General features: G+C 66.0%; 18 protein-coding genes. 5 read left to right on the top strand and 13 right to left on the bottom strand.

Translation table 11 applies throughout. The annotated features are described in order from the left end of the window. The first annotated feature begins 9 nt into the window (after positions 1 to 9). The gene (locus QX073_RS00220; RefSeq protein ID WP_316225092.1) at positions 10 to 1,239 is read left to right on the top strand and encodes an MFS transporter; all 1,230 of its coding nucleotides are present in this window, start codon (positions 10 to 12) and stop codon (positions 1,237 to 1,239) included. Here QX073_RS00220 and ccoS read toward each other — a convergent pair. The 10 genes from ccoS to QX073_RS00170 all read right to left on the bottom strand — a co-directional run bounded on the left by ccoS (position 1,209) and on the right by QX073_RS00170 (position 10,687). Further along, entirely contained in the window at positions 1,209 to 1,394 is a 186-nt protein-coding gene (gene ccoS / locus QX073_RS00215) for a cbb3-type cytochrome oxidase assembly protein CcoS (RefSeq protein ID WP_315715707.1), read from the bottom strand. The two genes, QX073_RS00220 and ccoS, sit on opposite strands and share 31 nt — an antisense overlap. Then, on the bottom strand, positions 1,385 to 3,586 hold the full coding sequence (locus QX073_RS00210) for a cation-translocating P-type ATPase (RefSeq protein WP_316225091.1): 2,202 nt from the start codon (positions 3,584 to 3,586) through the stop codon (positions 1,385 to 1,387). The genes ccoS and QX073_RS00210 overlap by 10 nt, the downstream gene beginning before the upstream one ends. Before the next feature lie 14 nt (positions 3,587 to 3,600). Next, complete coding sequence (locus QX073_RS00205; RefSeq protein WP_315826421.1) at positions 3,601 to 4,101, bottom strand: FixH family protein; 501 nt, start codon at positions 4,099 to 4,101, stop codon at positions 3,601 to 3,603. Positions 4,102 to 4,118: 17 nt separating this feature from the next. Next, entirely contained in the window at positions 4,119 to 5,600 is a 1,482-nt protein-coding gene (gene ccoG / locus QX073_RS00200) for a cytochrome c oxidase accessory protein CcoG (RefSeq protein WP_316164331.1), read from the bottom strand. Positions 5,601 to 5,712: 112 nt separating this feature from the next. After that, positions 5,713 to 6,585 (bottom strand): cytochrome-c oxidase, cbb3-type subunit III, encoded by an 873-nt coding sequence (gene ccoP, locus QX073_RS00195; RefSeq protein WP_316164330.1) that lies wholly within the window; start codon positions 6,583 to 6,585, stop codon positions 5,713 to 5,715. A gap of 6 nt (positions 6,586 to 6,591) precedes the next feature. Further along, positions 6,592 to 6,756 carry a cbb3-type cytochrome c oxidase subunit 3 gene (locus tag QX073_RS00190; protein WP_315715702.1) on the bottom strand — a complete coding sequence of 55 codons (165 nt, stop codon included), beginning with the start codon at positions 6,754 to 6,756 and terminating at the stop codon, positions 6,592 to 6,594. A 17-nt stretch (positions 6,757 to 6,773) separates the two neighbouring features. Then, the gene (gene ccoO, locus QX073_RS00185) at positions 6,774 to 7,508 is read right to left on the bottom strand and encodes a cytochrome-c oxidase, cbb3-type subunit II (protein WP_316170621.1); all 735 of its coding nucleotides are present in this window, start codon (positions 7,506 to 7,508) and stop codon (positions 6,774 to 6,776) included. Positions 7,509 to 7,518: 10 nt separating this feature from the next. Then, positions 7,519 to 9,165, bottom strand: a complete 1,647-nt coding sequence (ccoN, locus tag QX073_RS00180) for a cytochrome-c oxidase, cbb3-type subunit I (RefSeq protein WP_315715701.1) — start codon at positions 9,163 to 9,165, stop codon at positions 7,519 to 7,521. A gap of 225 nt (positions 9,166 to 9,390) precedes the next feature. Next, complete coding sequence (locus tag QX073_RS00175) at positions 9,391 to 9,816, bottom strand: HPP family protein (RefSeq protein ID WP_315715700.1); 426 nt, start codon at positions 9,814 to 9,816, stop codon at positions 9,391 to 9,393. Between the two features lie 37 nt (positions 9,817 to 9,853). Beyond that, positions 9,854 to 10,687, bottom strand: a complete 834-nt coding sequence (locus tag QX073_RS00170) for a universal stress protein (RefSeq protein WP_315754197.1) — start codon at positions 10,685 to 10,687, stop codon at positions 9,854 to 9,856. Positions 10,688 to 10,958: 271 nt separating this feature from the next. Here QX073_RS00170 and fixL point away from each other — a divergent pair, with 271 nt between their 5' ends. From fixL to QX073_RS00150, 4 genes are all read left to right on the top strand, one after another. Beyond that, positions 10,959 to 12,482 (top strand): sensor protein FixL, encoded by a 1,524-nt coding sequence (gene fixL, locus QX073_RS00165; RefSeq protein WP_409977926.1) that lies wholly within the window; start codon positions 10,959 to 10,961, stop codon positions 12,480 to 12,482. Beyond that, positions 12,475 to 13,092, top strand: a complete 618-nt coding sequence (fixJ, locus tag QX073_RS00160) for a response regulator FixJ (protein WP_316186865.1) — start codon at positions 12,475 to 12,477, stop codon at positions 13,090 to 13,092. Before fixL ends, fixJ begins: the two co-directional genes overlap by 8 nt. A gap of 77 nt (positions 13,093 to 13,169) precedes the next feature. Beyond that, positions 13,170 to 13,574, top strand: coding sequence for a response regulator (locus QX073_RS00155; protein WP_315715697.1), 405 nt, complete (start codon positions 13,170 to 13,172; stop codon positions 13,572 to 13,574). A gap of 111 nt (positions 13,575 to 13,685) precedes the next feature. Then, positions 13,686 to 14,390, top strand: coding sequence for a helix-turn-helix domain-containing protein (locus QX073_RS00150; protein ID WP_316186886.1), 705 nt, complete (start codon positions 13,686 to 13,688; stop codon positions 14,388 to 14,390). A gap of 13 nt (positions 14,391 to 14,403) precedes the next feature. Here the strand turns inward: QX073_RS00150 and QX073_RS00145 are convergent, their stop codons facing one another. The 3 genes from QX073_RS00145 to QX073_RS00135 form a co-directional block, all read right to left on the bottom strand. Beyond that, a complete protein-coding gene (locus tag QX073_RS00145) occupies positions 14,404 to 15,729 on the bottom strand; it encodes an MFS transporter (RefSeq protein WP_315715696.1) in 1,326 nt (441 codons plus the stop codon). Positions 15,730 to 15,835: 106 nt separating this feature from the next. Then, the gene (locus QX073_RS00140) at positions 15,836 to 16,345 is read right to left on the bottom strand and encodes a PRC-barrel domain-containing protein (RefSeq protein ID WP_315715695.1); all 510 of its coding nucleotides are present in this window, start codon (positions 16,343 to 16,345) and stop codon (positions 15,836 to 15,838) included. Further along, positions 16,342 to 18,543, bottom strand: coding sequence for an amylo-alpha-1,6-glucosidase (locus QX073_RS00135; protein WP_315754204.1), 2,202 nt, complete (start codon positions 18,541 to 18,543; stop codon positions 16,342 to 16,344). Before QX073_RS00135 ends, QX073_RS00140 begins: the two co-directional genes overlap by 4 nt. Position 18,544: the final 1 nt, after the last annotated feature.

Genomic DNA, 18,544 nt, shown 5'->3' with positions numbered 1-18,544 from the left:
GAGATTGCCATGACGGATCTGTCCGCACGGTTGCCGATTGGAGCCGCCGATGTGAATGCACGAAGGGCGGCGCGGCGCGCGGTCCTGGTCGGCCTGCTCGCCTTTTTCAGCCTCGTCGATCTGTTCGCGGCGCAGGCGATGCTGCCGGTCCTCGCGCGCTACTATCAGGTCAGCGCGGCCGAGATGGGGCTTGCCGTCAACGCCTGCACGCTGGGAATGGCGATCGCGAGCCTGGTCATCGGCCTGCTCAGCCCGCTGATCGATCGCCGGATCGGCATCGTCGCCAGCCTTGCCCTGCTCGCCGGCTTCACCGCCTTGCTCGGCAGCGCGCCCGACCTGACGGTGTTCGCAGGCTTGCGCATCCTGCAGGGCCTGTGCATGGCCTCGGCGTTCGCCCTCACCCTTGCCTATCTCGGCGAGCAGTGCACCGCCAGCGAGGCCGGCGGCGCCTTCGCGGCCTATATCACCGGCAACGTCGCCAGCAATCTGGTCGGGCGCCTGCTCTCGGCCGGTCTCACCGGTGCCCTGGGCCTCAAGCCGACCTTCTACGTCTTCGCCGCGCTCAATGTCTGCGGCGCCCTTCTCGCCGCATTCGCGGTCGGAGGCGCGGCCATGCGTGCGCAGGGAACGATGCGGCTGCGCGGCGGGGCCATCGCCGATCACCTGCGCGACCGCCGGCTGCGCGCGGCCTTCGGCGTCGGCTTCTGCGTCCTGTTCGCCTTCATCGGCGCCTTCACCTTCGTGAACTTCGTGCTGGTGCGACCGCCGCTGTCGCTCGGCATGATGGAGGTCGGACTGGTGTATTTCGTCTTCCTGCCCTCGATCGTCACCACGCTGCTCGCCGGCCGGACGGTCGCAAGGATTGGCACACAGGGCGCGATCTGGGGCGCACTCGCAACCGCAGGCCTCGGCCTCGTCCTGATGCTGTCGTCACAGCTCGGGGCGGTGCTCGCCGGCATGGTGCTGGTCGGAGCGGGCACGTTCTTCGCCCAGGCCGTGACCACAGGTTTCGTCGGAAAGACCGCCGCCCACGATCAGGGCGTTGCAAGCGGTCTTCACCTCGCCAGCTATTTCGCCGGCGGCATCATCGGAACGGCCGTGCTCGGCCAGTTGTTCGACCGGTTCGGCTGGACGGCTTGCGTGGCAGGCATCGCCGCCGCGCTCGCGGTCGCGGGATACCTGGCGCGTCGGATGACGCTGCCAGGCGTTCAGGACCGGCTCGGCGCGGCCTCGGGCTGAGCCGGCGGGGCCTGCTCATCGTCGTCGGCGATGGCGCGCCAGGCCGCCCCTTCGAGATCCTCATACTGGCCGCTCTTCAGCGACCAGAGAAAGCCGACCAGGCCGGCAAGGCCGAGCGCCAGAGCGAGCGGGACGAGAATGATCATCACTTCCATGACGCGGCCTCCCCGGCCACCTTGCGGGCACGCAGCGCATTCAGCATGACGATGATCGACGAGCCGGACATCGCGGCTGCCGCGATCAGCGGGGTGACGACGCCGCTGATCGCCAGCGGCACCGCCAGGGCGTTATAGCCGACTGCGAGCCACAGATTCTGCCGCATCAGATGCAGCGCCTTGCGCGCGTAGTCGATCGCGGCCAGCACCGGCGCCAGGGGACGACCGAGGAAGACGAGATCCGCGGCGGCTTGGCTCAGATGCGCGGCCGAGATCGGCGACATCGAGACGTGCGCGGCGGCGAGCGACGGCGCGTCGTTCATGCCGTCGCCGACCATCATGACCTTGACGCCCGCGCGCTTCAGCTCCTCGATGCGCGCGATCTTGTCGGCCGGCGTGACGCCGGCGCGCCACTCGCCGATGCCGAGCGCCTTGGCGGCCGCGGCCACCGCCGCCTCGCGATCGCCCGAGAGGATCTCGACCTTGATGCCGCGCCGCTGCAGGCCGGCGACGATCTTGGCGGCGTCGGGGCGCAAGCCCTGCCGCACCGAGAACAGGTACTTGCTGTCGCCGCGGCTGAAGGCCACCACCGAGGCCTCGGGATCGACGCTGCCGGTCTGCGCAACCCGCGCCTCGGCGCCGCAGAAGGTTGGACGTCCCAGCCTGATCTCGACGCCGTCGACGACGGCGCGGACACCCTGGCCCGGCTCCTCGACCGCGCCCATCAGCGGCGACCGCGCATTGGCGGCCTGTGCCACCGCCGCGGCCACCGGATGATGGCTCGACAGCGCGAGCTGGCCGGCCAGCGCGAACACATCTGCAGGGATGTCGGCGGCGTTGACGACCTCGAGCTCCGGCAGCGTCAAGGTGCCGGTCTTGTCGAAGATGACGTGATCTGCCTCGGCGAGGCGCTCGATCGCATCGCCCGCATTGAGCAGCACGCCGGACTTGAACATCGCGCCCGACGCCACGGTCTGCACGGTGGGAATCGCGAGCCCGAGGGCGCAGGGACAGGTGATGATCAGCACGGCAATGCCGGTGACGATGGCGTCATGCCAGCTCGCGCCCATCAGCACCCAGCCGAGCACGGTGAGCGCCGCTGTCGCGTGCACGACCGGCGCATAGAGCCGCGAGGCGCGGTCGGCGAGGCGCATGTAGCGCGAGCGGGCCTGCAGCGCGTTGTCGAGCAGGCGCGTGATCTCGGCGAGCAAGGTGCCCTCGGCCGCGGCCGACACCCGGACGCGCAGCGTGCCGGAAATGTTGAGCGAACCCGCATAGACCGCGGTACCCTGCTCGGCCGGCACGTACAGCGTCTCGCCGGTGATCAGGCTCTGGTCGATCTCGGAGCGGCCCTCGACCACGACGCCATCGACGGCGCAGCGCTCGCCGGGTCGCAGCAGCACGAGATCGCCGGCGCGAACGGCGGCGACCGGTACCTCCGAAATCTCGTCGGGGCCAATGAACTTGGTCGCGGTCTCCGCCTTCAGCGCGGCGAGATTGCCGGCGACGGCGCGGGTCCGCCGCCGCATGTTCTGGTCGAGATAGCGGCCGACCAACAGGAAGGTCAGCAGCATGATCGCGGCGTCGAAATAGGCGTGCTCGGCGTGGTGGAAGGTCTCGACGACCGACATGCCCAGCGCCAGGATCACGCCGATGCAGATCGGCACGTCCATGTTGACGTTGCCGCTCTTGAGCGCGCGCCATGCCGAACGGAAGAACGGCTGGCCGGCATAGGCCGCGGCCGGCAATGCGATGACGGCCGACAGCCAGTGGAAGAAGTCGCGCTGCTCCGGCAGCATGTCGCTGACATTGCCGGACCACACCGGGATCGACAGCATCATCACGTTCATGGTCGCGAACGCGGCGACGCCGAGACAGCGCAGCAGGAAGCGCGATTCCTCGGCCTCGGTGGCCTCGGCGCTTGCCTTCTCGAACGGATAGGCCTTGTAGCCGAGCTCGGCGAGGCGGTCGATGAACTTGGCCGGATCGAGCGTGCCCTGCTTCCATTCCAGCGCGACGCGGCGGTCGGTCAGGTTGACCCGCGCGAGCGTCACGTCGGGCAGTGCCGAGAGGCCGCGCTCGATCTTGGCCATGCAGCCGGCGCAGCTGACACCCTCGACCGCGAGGTCGATGTGCTTCAGGCCGGCGCCGAGATCCTTGACGTAATGGGAGAAGTCACGCGTCACATGCATGATCGGAAGTCCCTTCAGTTCAGCAGCACGCGGTTCTTCGACATGAACAGGCGGCGGCCGCTGGAATCACCTTCGAGCACGAGGTCCCACTGGCCCGGCGCGATCGCCTCCGCCGTGCCGCGATAGATGCCGATGCCGACCTCGGCGAGGGCGACGTCCTGATCGGCGCGCTTGTCGGCGGGACGCTCGAGCCGGCCCTGGAAGGTCAGGCCCGAGACGGGATTGCCGCTCGCGTCGCGCGCGTTGACCTGCAGGATGGCGGCGCCGCCGGCGCCACGCTCGATATGCGCCTCGACCTGCCACCGCCGCGCCTCCTGGGCGCGCGCCGCCGCGATCTCCTTCTCGTAGCCGAGGCTGGCGCTGTAGGCGCTGTCGACCTCGGTGCCCGGCAGGGTCGAGATCGCCATCTTCATCATGTAGACGTTGACGCCGATCACGGTCCCGAAGAAGGCGAGGAGCATCGCGAGCACCATGCCTCCGGTCAGCTGGAAAGAAGGATTGGAACGGCTGGCCATTGACAGGCTCCTTAGCTCTACGGGCTGACGAAATTGTCGGTGGCGGAGGCGACGACGCCGAGACCGATATCCGTCACATGGAACTTCACTGGGATGGACTTCGCGGGATTGTTCTCCTCGGGAGCAGTCACCAGGAGGCGCAGCTCCTCGGTCTGGTCGCGCCCGATCACGATCATCGGCCGGTCCGGCGTCACCGAATCCGCACCGACGACGTGGACGGTCGAATTGGCAGGCCCCTCGATGTCGATGGCGATGACGCGATCGAAGCCGTGCTTGTTGAGGACGCGCACCGTATAGGCATTGCGGATCGAGCCGTCGGACAGCTTGATCGCGATCGGATTGCGATCGTGCAGCACGTTAACCTCGAGCAGCGACCGGGTCGCGAGCTTGTAGACCATGGCGCCGCCGACCACGGCGATGATCGCGGCATAGACGATGGTCCGCGGGCGCACGAGCTTGTAGATCGGCGGCTTGCCTTCCTGTCGACGATGGATGTTGATGTCGTTGTCATAGCCGATCAGCCGCGTCGGGCGGCCGATCTTGGTCATGACGGTATCGCAGGCGTCGATGCAGAGGCCGCACTGGATGCAATCCATCTGGGCGCCGTCGCGGATGTCGATGCCGGTCGGGCACACCGCCACGCATTGCTTGCAATCGATGCAGTCGCCGGCCGGCTGGCCGAGCGCGCGCAATTCGGCGGCCTTCTTGACCGACATGCGGCTCTCGCCGCGGTCATAGCGGTAGGTGACGTTGAGCGCCCATTCGTCGGTCAGCGCCGCCTGGATGCGCGGCCACGGGCACATATAAACGCAGACCTGCTCGCGCATGAAGCCGGCGAGCGTGTAGGTCGTCGCGGTCAGGATCGCGATCCAGACATAGGCGAGCATCGGCCCCTGGAAGGTGATGAGATCCTTCACGAGCGTCGGCGCATCGCTGAAATACAGCACCCAGGCGCCGCCGGTCCACCACGCGATCATCAGCCAGATCGAATGCTTGAGCACGAGCTCCGAAATCCGCTCCAGCTTCATCGGGTCGCCGGAGGCATCCTTCTTCATGCGCTCCCGCCGGTCACCCTCGATCAGGCGCTCGACGGCATAGAACAGGTCGGTCCACACCGTCTGAGGGCACAGATAGCCGCACCAGATACGGCCGCCGATCGCGTTCATCAGGAACAGGCCGATGGCGGCGATGATCAGGAGGCCGGTGAAGTAGTACACCTCCTGCGGCCACAGCTCGATGAAGAAGAAATAGAAGCGGTGGTTCGAGAAGTCGATCAGCACCGCCTGGTCGGGCGCGCCGAGGCCGCGATTCCAGCGCACGAACGGCAGGAAATAATAGACGCCGAGGCAGAAGCCCATCAGGCCCCATTTGATCCGGCGGAAAGTGCCCGAGACGCTCTGCGGATAGACCTTCTTGTGCGCAGCATAGAGCGGACCGTAATCGTCCACGGGCTGCAGGTCCTGAGGCTTCAGGTCGTCCGGTCTTACCGTCTGGTTCATGGCTGGCGGATCATGGCTGGGGGTCTTCTCGCAGTTGCGGCCGAAGGTATGTCCACCTCCGGCCGCTCAGTTGATCCAGCTCAATCGAAGGGAAAGTTCCGTTGGATTTCCGTTACTTTCCGCCACCGAGCGAGTGGACATAGACCGCCATCGCCTTGATCGTGGTCGGGTCGAGACGGCCCTCCCAGGCCGGCATGACACCGGCGCGACCATTGGTGATGGTCTCGATCAAGGTCGCCTCGTCGGAGCCGTACAGCCAGATCTTGTCCGTGAGGTTCGGCGCGCCGAGCTCCGGATTGCCCTTGGCGTTGTCGCCATGGCAGGCCACGCAGTTCTCGGCGAAGACCTTGGCGCCGGCCTTGGCGTCATAACCCGGCCGGGTCGGCAGGCCCGCCAGCTCGCGGACGTAGTTGGCGACCGTGACGATCTCCGCCGGCTTCAGGACACCGTCCTTGCCGAAGGCGAGCATCTGGCCCTCGCGCGTCTTCGGGTGACCCGAGCGCACGCCGTACAGCAGGGTCTGCTGGATCTGCTCCAGCGAGCCGCCCCACAGCCAGTCGTCGTCGTTCAGGTTCGGGAAGCCCTTGGCGCCGGCCGCGCCGGTCCCGTGGCAGGCGGCGCAATTGTCGCCGAACACGGTCTTGCCCTTGGCACGCGCCAGGGCCAGCATCGCCGGATCCTTCTCGATGTCGGCGAGCGAGGCGGTCGCGAGCGCCGCCATCTTGGCGCCGCGGATCTTCTCGAGATTGGCAAGCTCGACCCCCACGTCCGCACGGGACGAGTAGCCGAACAGGCCCTGAGTGTTGCTGGAGATGGTCGGCCAGGCCGGATACACGATCCAGTAGCCGATCGCCCAGACGATGGTGATGTAGAAGGTGATCACCCACCACCGCGGCAGCGGGGTGTTGAGCTCCTTGATGCCGTCCCAGGCGTGGCCGGTGGTGGGGGTGCCGGAGACACTGTCGACTTCGGTATGGTCAGCCATGATGAATTAATCCTCCCGCAACGGCATGCTCGCCGCCTCGTCGAAAGCGGCCTTGTTGCGAGGCCAGAGGGCATAGGTCACGATCGCGATGAAGATCGCGACGAAGATCGGGGTCCACAGCGTCGTCACGAGTGACGACGCGATGTTTTCGACTGCAATGATGGGCTTCATGATGTTCGCCTCTGATCTCAGCGCAGATTGGCTTTTTCGTTGTAGATCTTGAAGTCGACCAAGGTGCCGAGCATTTGCAGGTACGCTACCAGCGCATCCATCTCGGTCGGCGCACCCGCCTTGCCGTCGAAGTTGCGCACCACCGCCTTCGGATAGCGTTTGGTGAGCGCCTCGGCACCGGCACCATCCGGATCGACCTGCGCCTTGAGGTCGGCGGCGGCGTTGGCGATCTGGTCGTCGGTGTAGGGCACACCCACCGCCCGCAGCGTCTTCAGGTGATCGGCGACGTTGTCGGCGTTCAGCTCGGCCTCCTTCAGGAAGGGATAGCCAGGCATGATCGATTGCGGGACGATGGCGCGCGGGTTGGTCAGGTGGGTGACATGCCAGTCGTCGGAGTACTTGTTGCCGACGCGGGCAAGGTCAGGACCCGTACGCTTGGAGCCCCACTGGAACGGATGGTCGTACATGCTCTCCGCGGCGAGCGAGAAGTGGCCGTAGCGTTCCACTTCGTCGCGCAGCGGACGAACCATCTGCGAATGGCAGAGATAGCAGCCCTCGCGGACGTAGATGTTGCGGCCGGCCAGCTCGAGCGGCGTATAGGGACGCACGCCGTCGACCGCCTCGATCGTGCTCTTCAGGTAGAAGAGCGGAGTGATCTCGACGAGGCCGCCGATCGCGATCACCAGCAGGATGCCGATGACCAGGATGATCGAGTTCTTCTCGAAGACTTGGTGTCGTTGCCAGAAAGACATGGTTGATACCTCACTCCGCCGGCTGAAGGGCGACGGGCGACTGAACTTCTTCCTCACCGACACGGACCGTCATCCAGAGATTGTAGGCCATGATGAGTGAGCCGATCAGGAACAGCGCGCCACCGGCGGCACGGATGATGTAGAAGGGGTGCATCGCCTCGACGGTCTCGATGAACGAGTATTCGAGGAAGCCGAGCGCCGTGTAGGACCGCCACATCAGACCCTGCAGGATGCCCGAGACCCACATCGCGGAGATGTAGAGCACGATGCCCAGCGTGGCCGTCCAGAAGTGCCAGTTCACGAGCTTGAGGCTATAGAGACCCTTGCGGTTCCAGATCCACGGCACCAGGCAGTACAGCGCGCCGAAGGAGACGAAGCCGACCCAGCCGAGCGCACCGGAGTGCACGTGACCGATGGTCCAGTCGGTGTAGTGGCTGAGCGAGTTGACCACCTTGATCGACATCATCGGACCTTCGAAGGTCGACATGCCGTAGAAGGCGACCGAGACGACCAGCATGCGCAGCACGGGGTCCGTCCGCAGCTTGTCCCACGCTCCCGACAGGGTCATCAGGCCGTTGATCATGCCGCCCCAGGAGGGCATCCACAGCATGATCGAGAAGGTCATGCCCAGGGTCTGCGTCCAGTCCGGCAGCGCCGTATAGTGCAGATGGTGCGGGCCGGCCCAGATGTAGAGGAAGATCAGCGCCCAGAAGTGGATGATCGACAGCCGATACGAGTAGATCGGACGCTCAGCCCGCTTCGGGATGAAGTAGTACATGATGGCCAGGAAGCCGGCGGTCAGGAAGAAGCCGACCGCGTTGTGGCCGTACCACCACTGGAACATCGCATCCTGCACGCCACCCCAGGCGATGTAGGACTTGGAGCCGAACAGCGACACCGGAAGCGCCGGATTGTTGCCGAGGTGCAGAACCGCGATCGTGACGATGAAGGCAAGATAGAACCAGTTCGCCACGAAGATGTGCGGCTCCTTGCGCTTGATGATCGTCGTCAGGAAGACCAGCAGGTAGACCACCCAGACGATCGTCAGCCAAAGATCCGAGTACCATTCGGGCTCGGCATACTCCTTGCCCTCGGTGACACCGAGCAGATAGCCCGTGCCCGCGATCAGGATGAAGAAGTTGTAGCCGATCACCACGAACCAGGGCGCGAGATCACCGGCGAGACGCACGCGGCAGGTTCGCTGCACGACGTAGAACGACGTCGCCAGCAGCACGTTGCCGCCGAAGGCGAAGATCACCGCCGAGGTATGCAGCGGCCGCAGGCGGCCGAAGCTGGTCCACGGCAGGTCAAAGTTCAGCGCGGGCCAAGCCAGTTGCGAGGCGATGATGAGTCCGACCGTGAAGCCGGCGATGCCCCAGAACATCGACATGAACGAGGCGAACTTGATCGGACCGAGATTGTAGTTCGGCCGACCATTGATCTCCTGCGGAGGCAGCTCGCGGCGCTCGAAGTAGCGGTTGAGGATGAAGAAGACGGACGCCGCGCTGGCGGCAGCCGCGAGCGAGGCGTGGAACGCGAAGGCCGTATCCAGTGCCTTCGCCGCAGCGAAGACGCACAGGAAGGCGGTGACGGCAAAAGTGAGCGACAAGCCACTTTCGCCGATGGTCATGGATTTTGTGGATGAGGACGCGCTCATGCGGAATCTCGCTGAAAGAACACGAGCCCAGCAACCACAATCGTTCACACGTGGAATTGATCGAAATCAACTTTGCGACCAGTTCGCCGGTAAACAGGCGGAGTGTTGCACGACGACGCGGTCCGACGCGGTTTCGCTCGCAGACACGGCGACGGCCGGCATGCAGCGATGCATGCCGGCCGTCATTAGACGTTCGTAGCAGGCTTCGGACTCAGCGCGCCGCGCTCAATCCTTGGCGGCAGCCGCCAGCGCTCGCACGATGTCCTCGCGCGCCACGATCCCGACCACGCGGTTGTCGGCATCGGTCACGGGAAGGCTGCGGATGCGATGCTCGACCATCAGTTGCAGCACGCGCGTCAGCTTCGTATCCGGCCTGACGTAGATGAACTCGGACGTCATCACGTCGGCGACCGTCCGGTTCATCAGGTCGCTGTAGCGCGGCAGCATCTGATTCGGCGTGAAGGCAAAGCATTTCAGCACGTCGAACTTGGTGACGATGCCGATCACCTCGTCGTTCTCGACGACGGGGTAGGTGTTGAAATCGTCGCGGTCGAACATCTCGCCGAGCTCGCGGATCGTCGTCTCCCGGGTCACGGTCGTGACGTTCCGCGTCATGTAGTTGCCGGCGGTTTCCTCGAGAAATCTGTACAAGGCGGCAATCCTGTTCTCGAATGGAGCGGGTCGAATTTCAGTGCGACAGCAGAACGCAACGCTCGCTGCGCGTCATCAGATGCTCGGTGACCCCGCCGAGCACGAGCTCGCGGAATCGGGAATGGCCATAGGCGCCCGCCACGACGAGACCGGCCGAAACATCGGCGGCGACGGCGTCGAGCGTAGCCGCAACGTTGCGCCCCTGCCCCGGTTCCGCGACGCGCGCCGATGCGACGATCTTGTGACGGCCGAGCCATGCGACGACGTCCGCAAGATGCGCCGCGCAGGCGTCATATTCCGAGGCGGTTTCCGGGATCTCGGCGACCACGACGCCGCTCGCCTTGGCGAGCAGCGGCAGGGCATCGGTCAAAGCGCGGCGCGCCTCCGGCGTCTCCTTCCAGGCCACCAGCACGGTCCCGAGATCGAGGCTGCTGACGTTGTCCGGCACCACGAGCAGCGGGCGCCCGGCCTGCATGACGAGATCCTTGGGATTGGCGACCGCGAACGCATCGGACACCCCGGGCGGCACGCCGCCGGTGACGAGAATGTCGGCGGCACGGGCCTGCGCCAGCACGTAGCGCGCGGGGAAATCCACGGCGCTGCGCCAGCTCAACGACGCAGCCCGGTCACCCACTGCGGTGCGGAACTGCTGCTCGAGCTCGGCCAGTCGATTCCGCAGCGCGGCCTCACCCTGCTCGATCAGATCCTGCGCCTGCTCGCCGGTCGTGAAATACAGCGGCGGCGCGAATTCCGCGGCCGCCACGCCGATGACACCTGCGTCAAAGCGCGCCGCCAAGTCGGCCGCGACCTGAAGGCGGGCCTCATTCGGCTGACTGAGCGCAAGGCTCACCATGACAGTCGCGAACGTCATCCCGCCTCTCCAAACATTGCTTCCATGCAGCTCTTAGAGGTGAAATCACCTGCCGTGATGAGATAGATCAAGGTGCGGCGGTGAAGCACGGGCGGCAGGACACCGTTGGAACCCGGCCCAGGATCGGAGAAAGCCTTGAATTGTCGAACCAAAGTTTAAGTCGGGCCGGGTTGCAGGGGCGCAATCTGGTATAGGATACCGCGGTGGTCGGCCTCCCGGCCGCGGCGGCAACGGCGAATCGGACAACGGCGAATCGATCAAAGGCCTCGAATTGCGCGACTTCACCCACCCCTTCCCGGATGCATCCGCCAGGCTCGACGACGCTCCCGAGGACGCTCGGAGGCTGGGCTTCGGCGCGTGGGATCTCGATCTGGCCTCGGGCGAGTTCTACTGGTCGGTGACGACGCGGAAGCTGTTCGGCGTGGCGGCCGATCAGCCGGTGACCTACGGGTCCTTCCTGGCGCTGCTCGCGCCCGAGGATCGCGCGCCGGTCGAGGCGGCGATCGAGGATTCGCGCCATCGGAGCACCGGGTTCGACATGTCGTTCAAGGTGTCCGGCGGCGGCCACTGGATTCGCGTGCTTGCCGGCGTGGTCCCCGACGAGGCCGGCGCGCCGCATCATCTGCGCGGCATCGCCCTCGACATCGACCAGGAGAAGCGGCTGGAGGAGACGCTGCGGCTGCGCGAGCAGCATTTCCGCTCGATCCTGGACACCGTGCCGGACGCGATGATCGTGATCGACGGCAGCGGCACGATCCAGTTCTTCAGCTCCGCGGCGGAGCGGATGTTCGGCCTCACCGAGGCAGAAGCGGTCGGCCTTGACGTCAGCGAATTGATGCCCGAGCCGGACCGCTCGCGCCATGCCGGCTACCTCACCCGCTACCATGCCAGTCGCGAGCGCCGTATCATCGGCATCGGCCGCATCGTGACCGGCCGCCGCCGCGACGGCACGACATTCCCGATGCATCTGTCGATCGGCGAGATGCAGTCCGGCGGCAAGCCCTATTTCACCGGCTTCGCCCATGATCTCACCGAGCATCAGCAGACCCAGGCACGGCTGCGGGAACTGCAGTCGGAACTGGTCCACGTGTCGCGCCTCAGCGCCATGGGCGAGATGGCCTCGGCGCTGGCGCATGAGCTGAACCAGCCGCTCGCCGCGATCAGCAATTACATGAAAGGCTCGCGTCGGCTGCTGGCCGGCAGCAGTGATCCGAACACGCCCAAGATCGAGAGCGCGATGGACCGCGCCGCCGAGCAGGCGATTCGCGCCGGCCAGATCATCCGCCGTCTGCGCGATTTCGTCTCGCGCGGCGAATCGGAGAAGCGGGTCGAGAGCCTGTCGAAGCTGATCGAGGAAGCCGGCGCCCTCGGCCTTTCCGGCGCCCGCGAGCAGAACGTCCAGTTGCGCTTTCAACTCAATCCGGAGGCCGATCTCGTGCTCGCCGACCGGGTCCAGATCCAGCAGGTCCTGGTCAATCTGTTCCGCAATGGACTCGAGGCGATGGCTCATTCCGAACGCCGCGAGCTCAGTGCGACAAATTGCAGACTCAGCGACGACTTGATCGAGGTCTCGGTATCCGACACCGGAACGGGATTCCACGACGACGTCATGCCCAATCTCTTCAAGACCTTCTTCACCACCAAGGACACCGGAATGGGAGTCGGCCTCTCGATCAGCCGGTCCATCATCGAGGCCCATGGCGGGCGCATGTGGGCCGAGAACAACGAAGCGGGAGGCGCGACGTTCCGCTTCACCCTGCCGGCAGCCCCAACCAAGGTTGAGCACGATGGCTGAACGGGCCAAGGTCTATGTGATCGACGACGACGAGGCGATGCGGGATTCGCTCAACTTCCTGCTCGATTCATCAGGCTTTGACGTCACGCTGTTCGAGAACGCGGAGATCTTTCTCGGCCGACTGCCGATGCTCCCTTTCGGCTGCGTCGTCTCGGACGTGCGGATGCCCGGCATCGACGGCATCGAGCTGCTCAAGCGCATGAAGGCCGCCGGCAGCAGCTTTCCGATCCTGGTGATGACCGGCCATGGCGACGTGCCGCTCGCGGTCGAGGCGATGAAGCTCGGCGCGGTCGATTTTCTGGAGAAGCCGTTCGAGGACGAGCGACTGGTCGCCATGATCGAAACGGCAATCCAGCAGGCCGAGCCGGCCGCGAAGAACGAATCGGTCACGCAGGACATCCTGGCGCGCGTCGCCAGCCTGAGCCCCCGTGAGCGCCAGGTGATGGATGGACTGATGGCCGGTCTCTCCAACAAGCTGATCGCGCGCGAATACGACATCAGTCCGCGCACCATCGAGGTCTACAGGGCCAACGTGATGACCAAGATGGGAGCGAACAGCCTCTCCGAGCTGGTGCGTCTGGCGATGCGCGCAGGTGCGCTGAAGGATTGAGCTAGATCAAGCTACCTTGACAGAATCGAGTGTTATCTTGCGCCTCGGTTCAACATCACATTCTCGCGGCACGTGCGATGTCGGCTCACACAAAACCTACGGTCTACGTAGCCGACGACGATGCTGACGTCCTCGGCTCGCTGCGCTTCCTGCTGGAGGCCGATGGCTTCGACGTGCGCACGTTTCGCAGCGGCACCGCACTGCTCAAGGCCTCGGACCACGCGCCCGTCGACTGCTTCGTGGTCGACTACAAGATGCCGGAGATCAACGGCGTCGAGCTCGCCGAACGGTTGCGCAAGCAGGGGGCGACCGCGCCGGTGGTGCTGATCACGGGGCACTACGATGACCGGCTTGCGGCGCGCGCGGCGGCCGTCGGGATCCAGGATTTCCTGCTCAAGCCGTTGCTCGACGACAATCTGGTGAAGCGGATCCGCAAGGCGATCGCCAACGATCATTCCGGTACCGCCCAGCGGGTCTCCTGAGCGGGCCGGCTACGTATATCTACGTAAGGAACCCCCCTTAAGATAACGGCCGAAATGTCCTTAACGGGAGCCGCCGTGTACCACATCGCCATCCGCCGCAAGGAGATGGTCATGCTCAATCAGTCGATTACCAATTCGGTCGTCAACACCAACGCCCCCCACGCCGTCCCCTCTGCTGTCGTCTCTCCTGCCGCCAATCCCTTTGCCGAGATCACCGGCCATGCCGGGCTCATCGCCAGCGAGTTCTCCTACAAGAAGGACGAGGAGATCTATGGCGAGGACGAGCCGGCCGAATACGTCTACCAGGTGATTTCCGGCGCCGTTCGCAGCTACAAGCTGCTCTCCGACGGCCGCCGCCAGATCGGCGCCTTCCATCTTCCCGGTGACGTTTTCGGCCTCGAATTCGGCTCCATGCACCGTCTCGCCGCCGAGGCCATCATCGATACCACCGTGCGCCTGGTGAAGCGCCGCAGCCTCGAACAGGCAGCAGGCGTCGACGTCGCGGTCGCCCGCAAGCTCTGGACCATGACGGCCGGCGATCTCCGCCATGCCGAGGACCACATGCTGCTGCTGGGCCGCAAGACCGCGATGGAGCGCGTCGCGACCTTCCTGCTCGAGATGGACCGCCGCCTCGCCGTCGCCGGCATGATGGCGCTGCCGATGTGCCGCCGCGATATCGGCGACTATCTCGGCCTGACCCTGGAGACCGTGTCGCGCGCGCTGTCGCAGTTGCACAGCCAGGGCGTTCTCGGCTTCTCCGGTGCCCGCCAGATCGTGCTGCGCAACCGTCAGCGCCTGCGCAGCATGGACGCCTGAGCGCCCTGCCCGTTCACGCCCTGCGCTCGCGCTGCCCGGTCTCCGGCATCAGCAGCGCGATCAAGAGAAGACCCGTCAGCGCCACGCCTGACAGACCCATGAAGGCGGTGGCGCTGCCGTAACGGTCGCTGGCGAAGCCGGCGACGACGGTGGACAGCGATCCGCCGATCCCGGACGCCGTCCCGACGATTCCCTGCGCCAGATTGAAATGCCCGCTGCCGAAGGCGACGTCGGCCACCGTCAGCGGAATCATGACGGCGAACACGGCCGCCGTGACGCCGTCGAAGATCTGCACCGCCACCAGCACGTAGGGATCGTGCACGACCGCGAACAGCGCGCCGCGCATCGCGAGCGCGGCAAACCCCAGCATCAGCAGCGGCCTGCGGCCCCATTGCTGCGCGACCGCGCCGACCGAGGGCGAGGTCAGCGCCACGATCGCCTGCGGCACCACGATGCAGAACGCGATCAGCATCGGCGCCCATTCGCTCGATTTCGTCGTCACCACGCCGGCCATCAGCGGCAGCATCGCCGCATTGGCGAGCTGCAGCAGGAACACGCCGAGCGCGAACACGAGCAGCGCGCGCTGGCGCAGCAGGCCGAGCAGATTCGACAGCCGCGCGACCTCCTTGTCCTCGTGATGGGCCCGGCCGTGCGCCCGCGCGACGTCGATCTCGCGCTCGCGGATGCGCGACAACGCGATCAGCGTCGGAAAGGCGAGAATGAAGGTGACCAGGAACACGGCGCGGCTGGACAGCAGATAGCCGCAGGTGCCCATCACGGCCGCAGCCACGCCATTGCCGAGCGACGCGAACCGCGCATTGCGGCCGAGCCGCTCCGCCATGCCGCGCGGCCCGACCAGGCCGAGGCTGATCGCCGCGATCGCAGGGCCCAGCACGCAGCTCGCCGCCGCATGCAACGTCGCGGCACCCGCGACCACGGGAAAGATCGGCCAAGCGGCATAGGCCAGCGCGCAGCAGCCGATGGTCGCGATGGCAAGACCGGCGACGCGGCGCTCGGATCTGGCCGCATCGATGATCGCGCCGCCCGGCATCTGCCCGATCAGCCCGACGATGCCGCCGATCGACAGCACCAGGCCGATCTGGGCCTGCGTCCATTTCTGCGTCGTCAGATAGACCGCGATGAAGGGACCGAAGCCGGTCTGCACGTCGGCCAGGAAGAAGATGAACCAGTCCAGCCCGCGCAGGCTCTGCCGCGACGGCGCCGGTCTCGCAGTCGACTGGCCATGATCCTGCCCGGCATCCGGACGCGCGCCCGCCTCTGCCGCGCGGTCAGGCTCGGGCTCCCGGTCAGGCGATCTCGACGGCCGTGCAATCGGCATGGCTCTCACATCTCAACTCATCTCAACTCGTGAGGCTGACGGGACAGAACATCCCCACCGTGTTCCGCTGCACGCGCAGGCCGGACCGGCAATCGCACACATCAACTCAATGATCGAAATCCCAGGGTGACAGCTTGCCGGACGCGCCGAGCACGACGACGGCCTTGTCCTCCTTGTATTCGGGCGCGGCCTTCACCTGCTCCTTGGTGAGGTCGAGCGTGACCTGGTCGCTCTTCTCGGCGATGTGCTTGAAGTCGAGCGCGGTCCAGTCGACCACGATCTTGCGGCTGCCGACACCGAGGAAGCCGCCGAAATCGATCACCGCGGCTCGCACCGTGCCGGTGGAATCGACGATGACGTCGACGATGTGGCCCATGTCCTCGCCGGTCGAGCTGCGCACGTCGCGACCGAGCACGCCATGCGCATCGCGCGCGCCGAGGATGGTGACCGAGGGCGGCGGTGCCGGCTCCTTCGCGGGCGCCGCGGCATCCTTGGCAGGCGGTGCCGGCGACGGCTGCTGCGCATGCCCGTCGCCGACATACGGACCGATGAGCAACGGCAGCGTGACGAGACAGCCGCAAGCAGCTCGGTGGAGAGCGGGTTTCAACGCCATCATTGCGCCAGCACCAGCGAGACCTGGATCTGACCGCGCCGCCGCAGCACCTCCATGGAGATGTCCTCGCCATGGCGGCGAATGCGCAGGTCGATCGTGGAGCTGCCGAGCCTGAGATCGCGCAGCACCACCCAGTCCAGGAAGGCGGGCAGCCGCGGATTGCGCAGACGGATCTCGCCGCGCGCGGCGTCGAACTCGAGCCCGAGCGCCGCCTCGAGCAAGGTGAACGGCGTCGCGCTGGCCCAGGCCTGCGGCGCGCAGGCCACCGGATAGAGCGTCGGGCCGCGATGCTTCTCGCGCCGGAAGCCGCAGAACAGCTCCGGCAGCCGGCGCAGATCCATGTAGGACGCCGCTTCGAACAGGCCGCCGAACACCTGCTCGACCGCATGCTTGAGGCCATAGCGCGACAGGCCGAGCGCAATCAGCGCATTGTCGTGCGGCCAGATCGATCCGTCGTGATAGGACATCGGATTGTAGCGCGCTTCGCCGCAGGCCACGGTGCGGATGCCCCAGCCCGAGAAGAAATGCGGCCGCAGCAGTTCGGCGGCAAGCTTGCGGGCGCGATCCTCGCGCACCATGCCGCTGAACAGCAGCTGCCCGGCGTTGGACGTCCGGACGCGGCAGGGCTGCTTGTGGCCGTCGAGCGCGAGCGCATAGGTGTTCAGATCCTCGCACCAGAAGGCGTCCTCGAACCGTTCCGCGAGATCAGCGGCCTCGGCCTGGAGCCGGTCCGCCATCTCGGCCTTTCCGAGCCGACGGGCGCAACGCGCCGCCAGCTGCTTGCCGGCAAACACATAGCCCTGCACCTCCGCAAGCGCGATGTAACCTTCCGCGAGACGTCCATCGGCATGGAACACCGCGTCGTAGGAGTCCTTCCAGCCCTGGTTGGCGAGACCCTGCTCGGAGGCGCGCTGATATTCCACGAAGCCATCGCGATCGGGATCGCCGGGGCCGTCGATCCAGCGCAACGCCAGCTCGATCGCCGGCCATAACTCCCTCAGGGTGTCGATGTCGCCGGTGCGCTCGATATAAAGCCCGGCGAGCAGCACGAACAGCGGCGTGGAATCGACGCTGCCATAATAGCAGCCGAACGGCACCTCACGCAGCGCCGCCATCTCGCCGCCGCGCATCTCGTGCAGGATCTTGCCGGGCTCGGCATCGGACAGCGGATCGGTCGTGCGCGCCTGATGCACGGCGAGCCGGCGCAGGACGCCGCGGGCAATGCGCGGATCGACCCACAGCATCTGCATCGCGGTGATCAGCCCGTCGCGACCGAATGTGGTCGAATACCAGGGAATGCCGGCATAGGGATAACGCCCCTCCGGCGTATCCGTCATCAGGATGTTCAGATCGGCCGCTGCCTGGCACAGCACCTCGTTGAGGATGTCGTTGGAGGTCTCGATGCTGGCGGCGCCAACGGTGCATCGGCGCATCTCTCGGCGATGGGCGAGCAGGCTGCGGAAAAAGGGCCGGGGCCGCTCGCCGGCCTTGGCGTTGCACATCACGGCCACGAACAGCGAGGCCGATTCCTGCGGGGCAAGGTCGAAATGATAGGTTGCGACATTGACGGTGAGATGCGTCGGACGCGGATCGAAGCTCACGTCGGTGGTGCGCAGGACATTGTCCAGGCCGCGATAGTGCAGGACCACCTCGGACGGGTCCACCAGCCGGCTCGAGCCGATGCCGCGCCGCGGCCGCACGGTGCCTCGCACCTCGAAAAGGTCGGCAAAATCATTGTCGAATGTCAGCTTGAGATCGAAGCTGGCATGGCGATCGCCATGGTTCTGCAGCCCGATGCGCTGATAGGCCGTGCCATGCCAGAGAAAGATCGTGCGCACGATGTGCAGCATATCCTTCGGCAGCACCAGGCGGCCCTGGCTGTAGATGTCGGGATTGGTGAGATCGACGGTCAGCGCGGAGTTGTCGTCGCGCAGGCTCGAGCCGAGCAGCAGGGGCTGAACGTCGTCCAGCGTCAATTCGAGCCGCGCGAGATAGCGCGTATCGGCGTTGAAGAGACCGTCCGGTCCGCCGGCCGAGGCGCCGATGTCGCCATGGCCGTCGAGGACGATGAACGTATCGTCGTGCTTGAGCGAGCGCCGCGGCCGGGACGCCGGCCCCGTCATGGGAATATAGAACGGCTGCTCGACAGGCTCGTCCGTCTGGGTGATCAACGACAGTGTGCTTGCGACTTCGGCGGACATG

This window comes from Bradyrhizobium sp. SZCCHNS3052 (genome assembly GCF_032484495.1).
Taxonomy (GTDB): Bacteria; Pseudomonadota; Alphaproteobacteria; order Rhizobiales; family Xanthobacteraceae; genus Bradyrhizobium.
The sequence above is the reverse complement of the archived record's forward strand: the minus strand, read 5'-3'. Positions and strand labels throughout refer to the sequence as shown.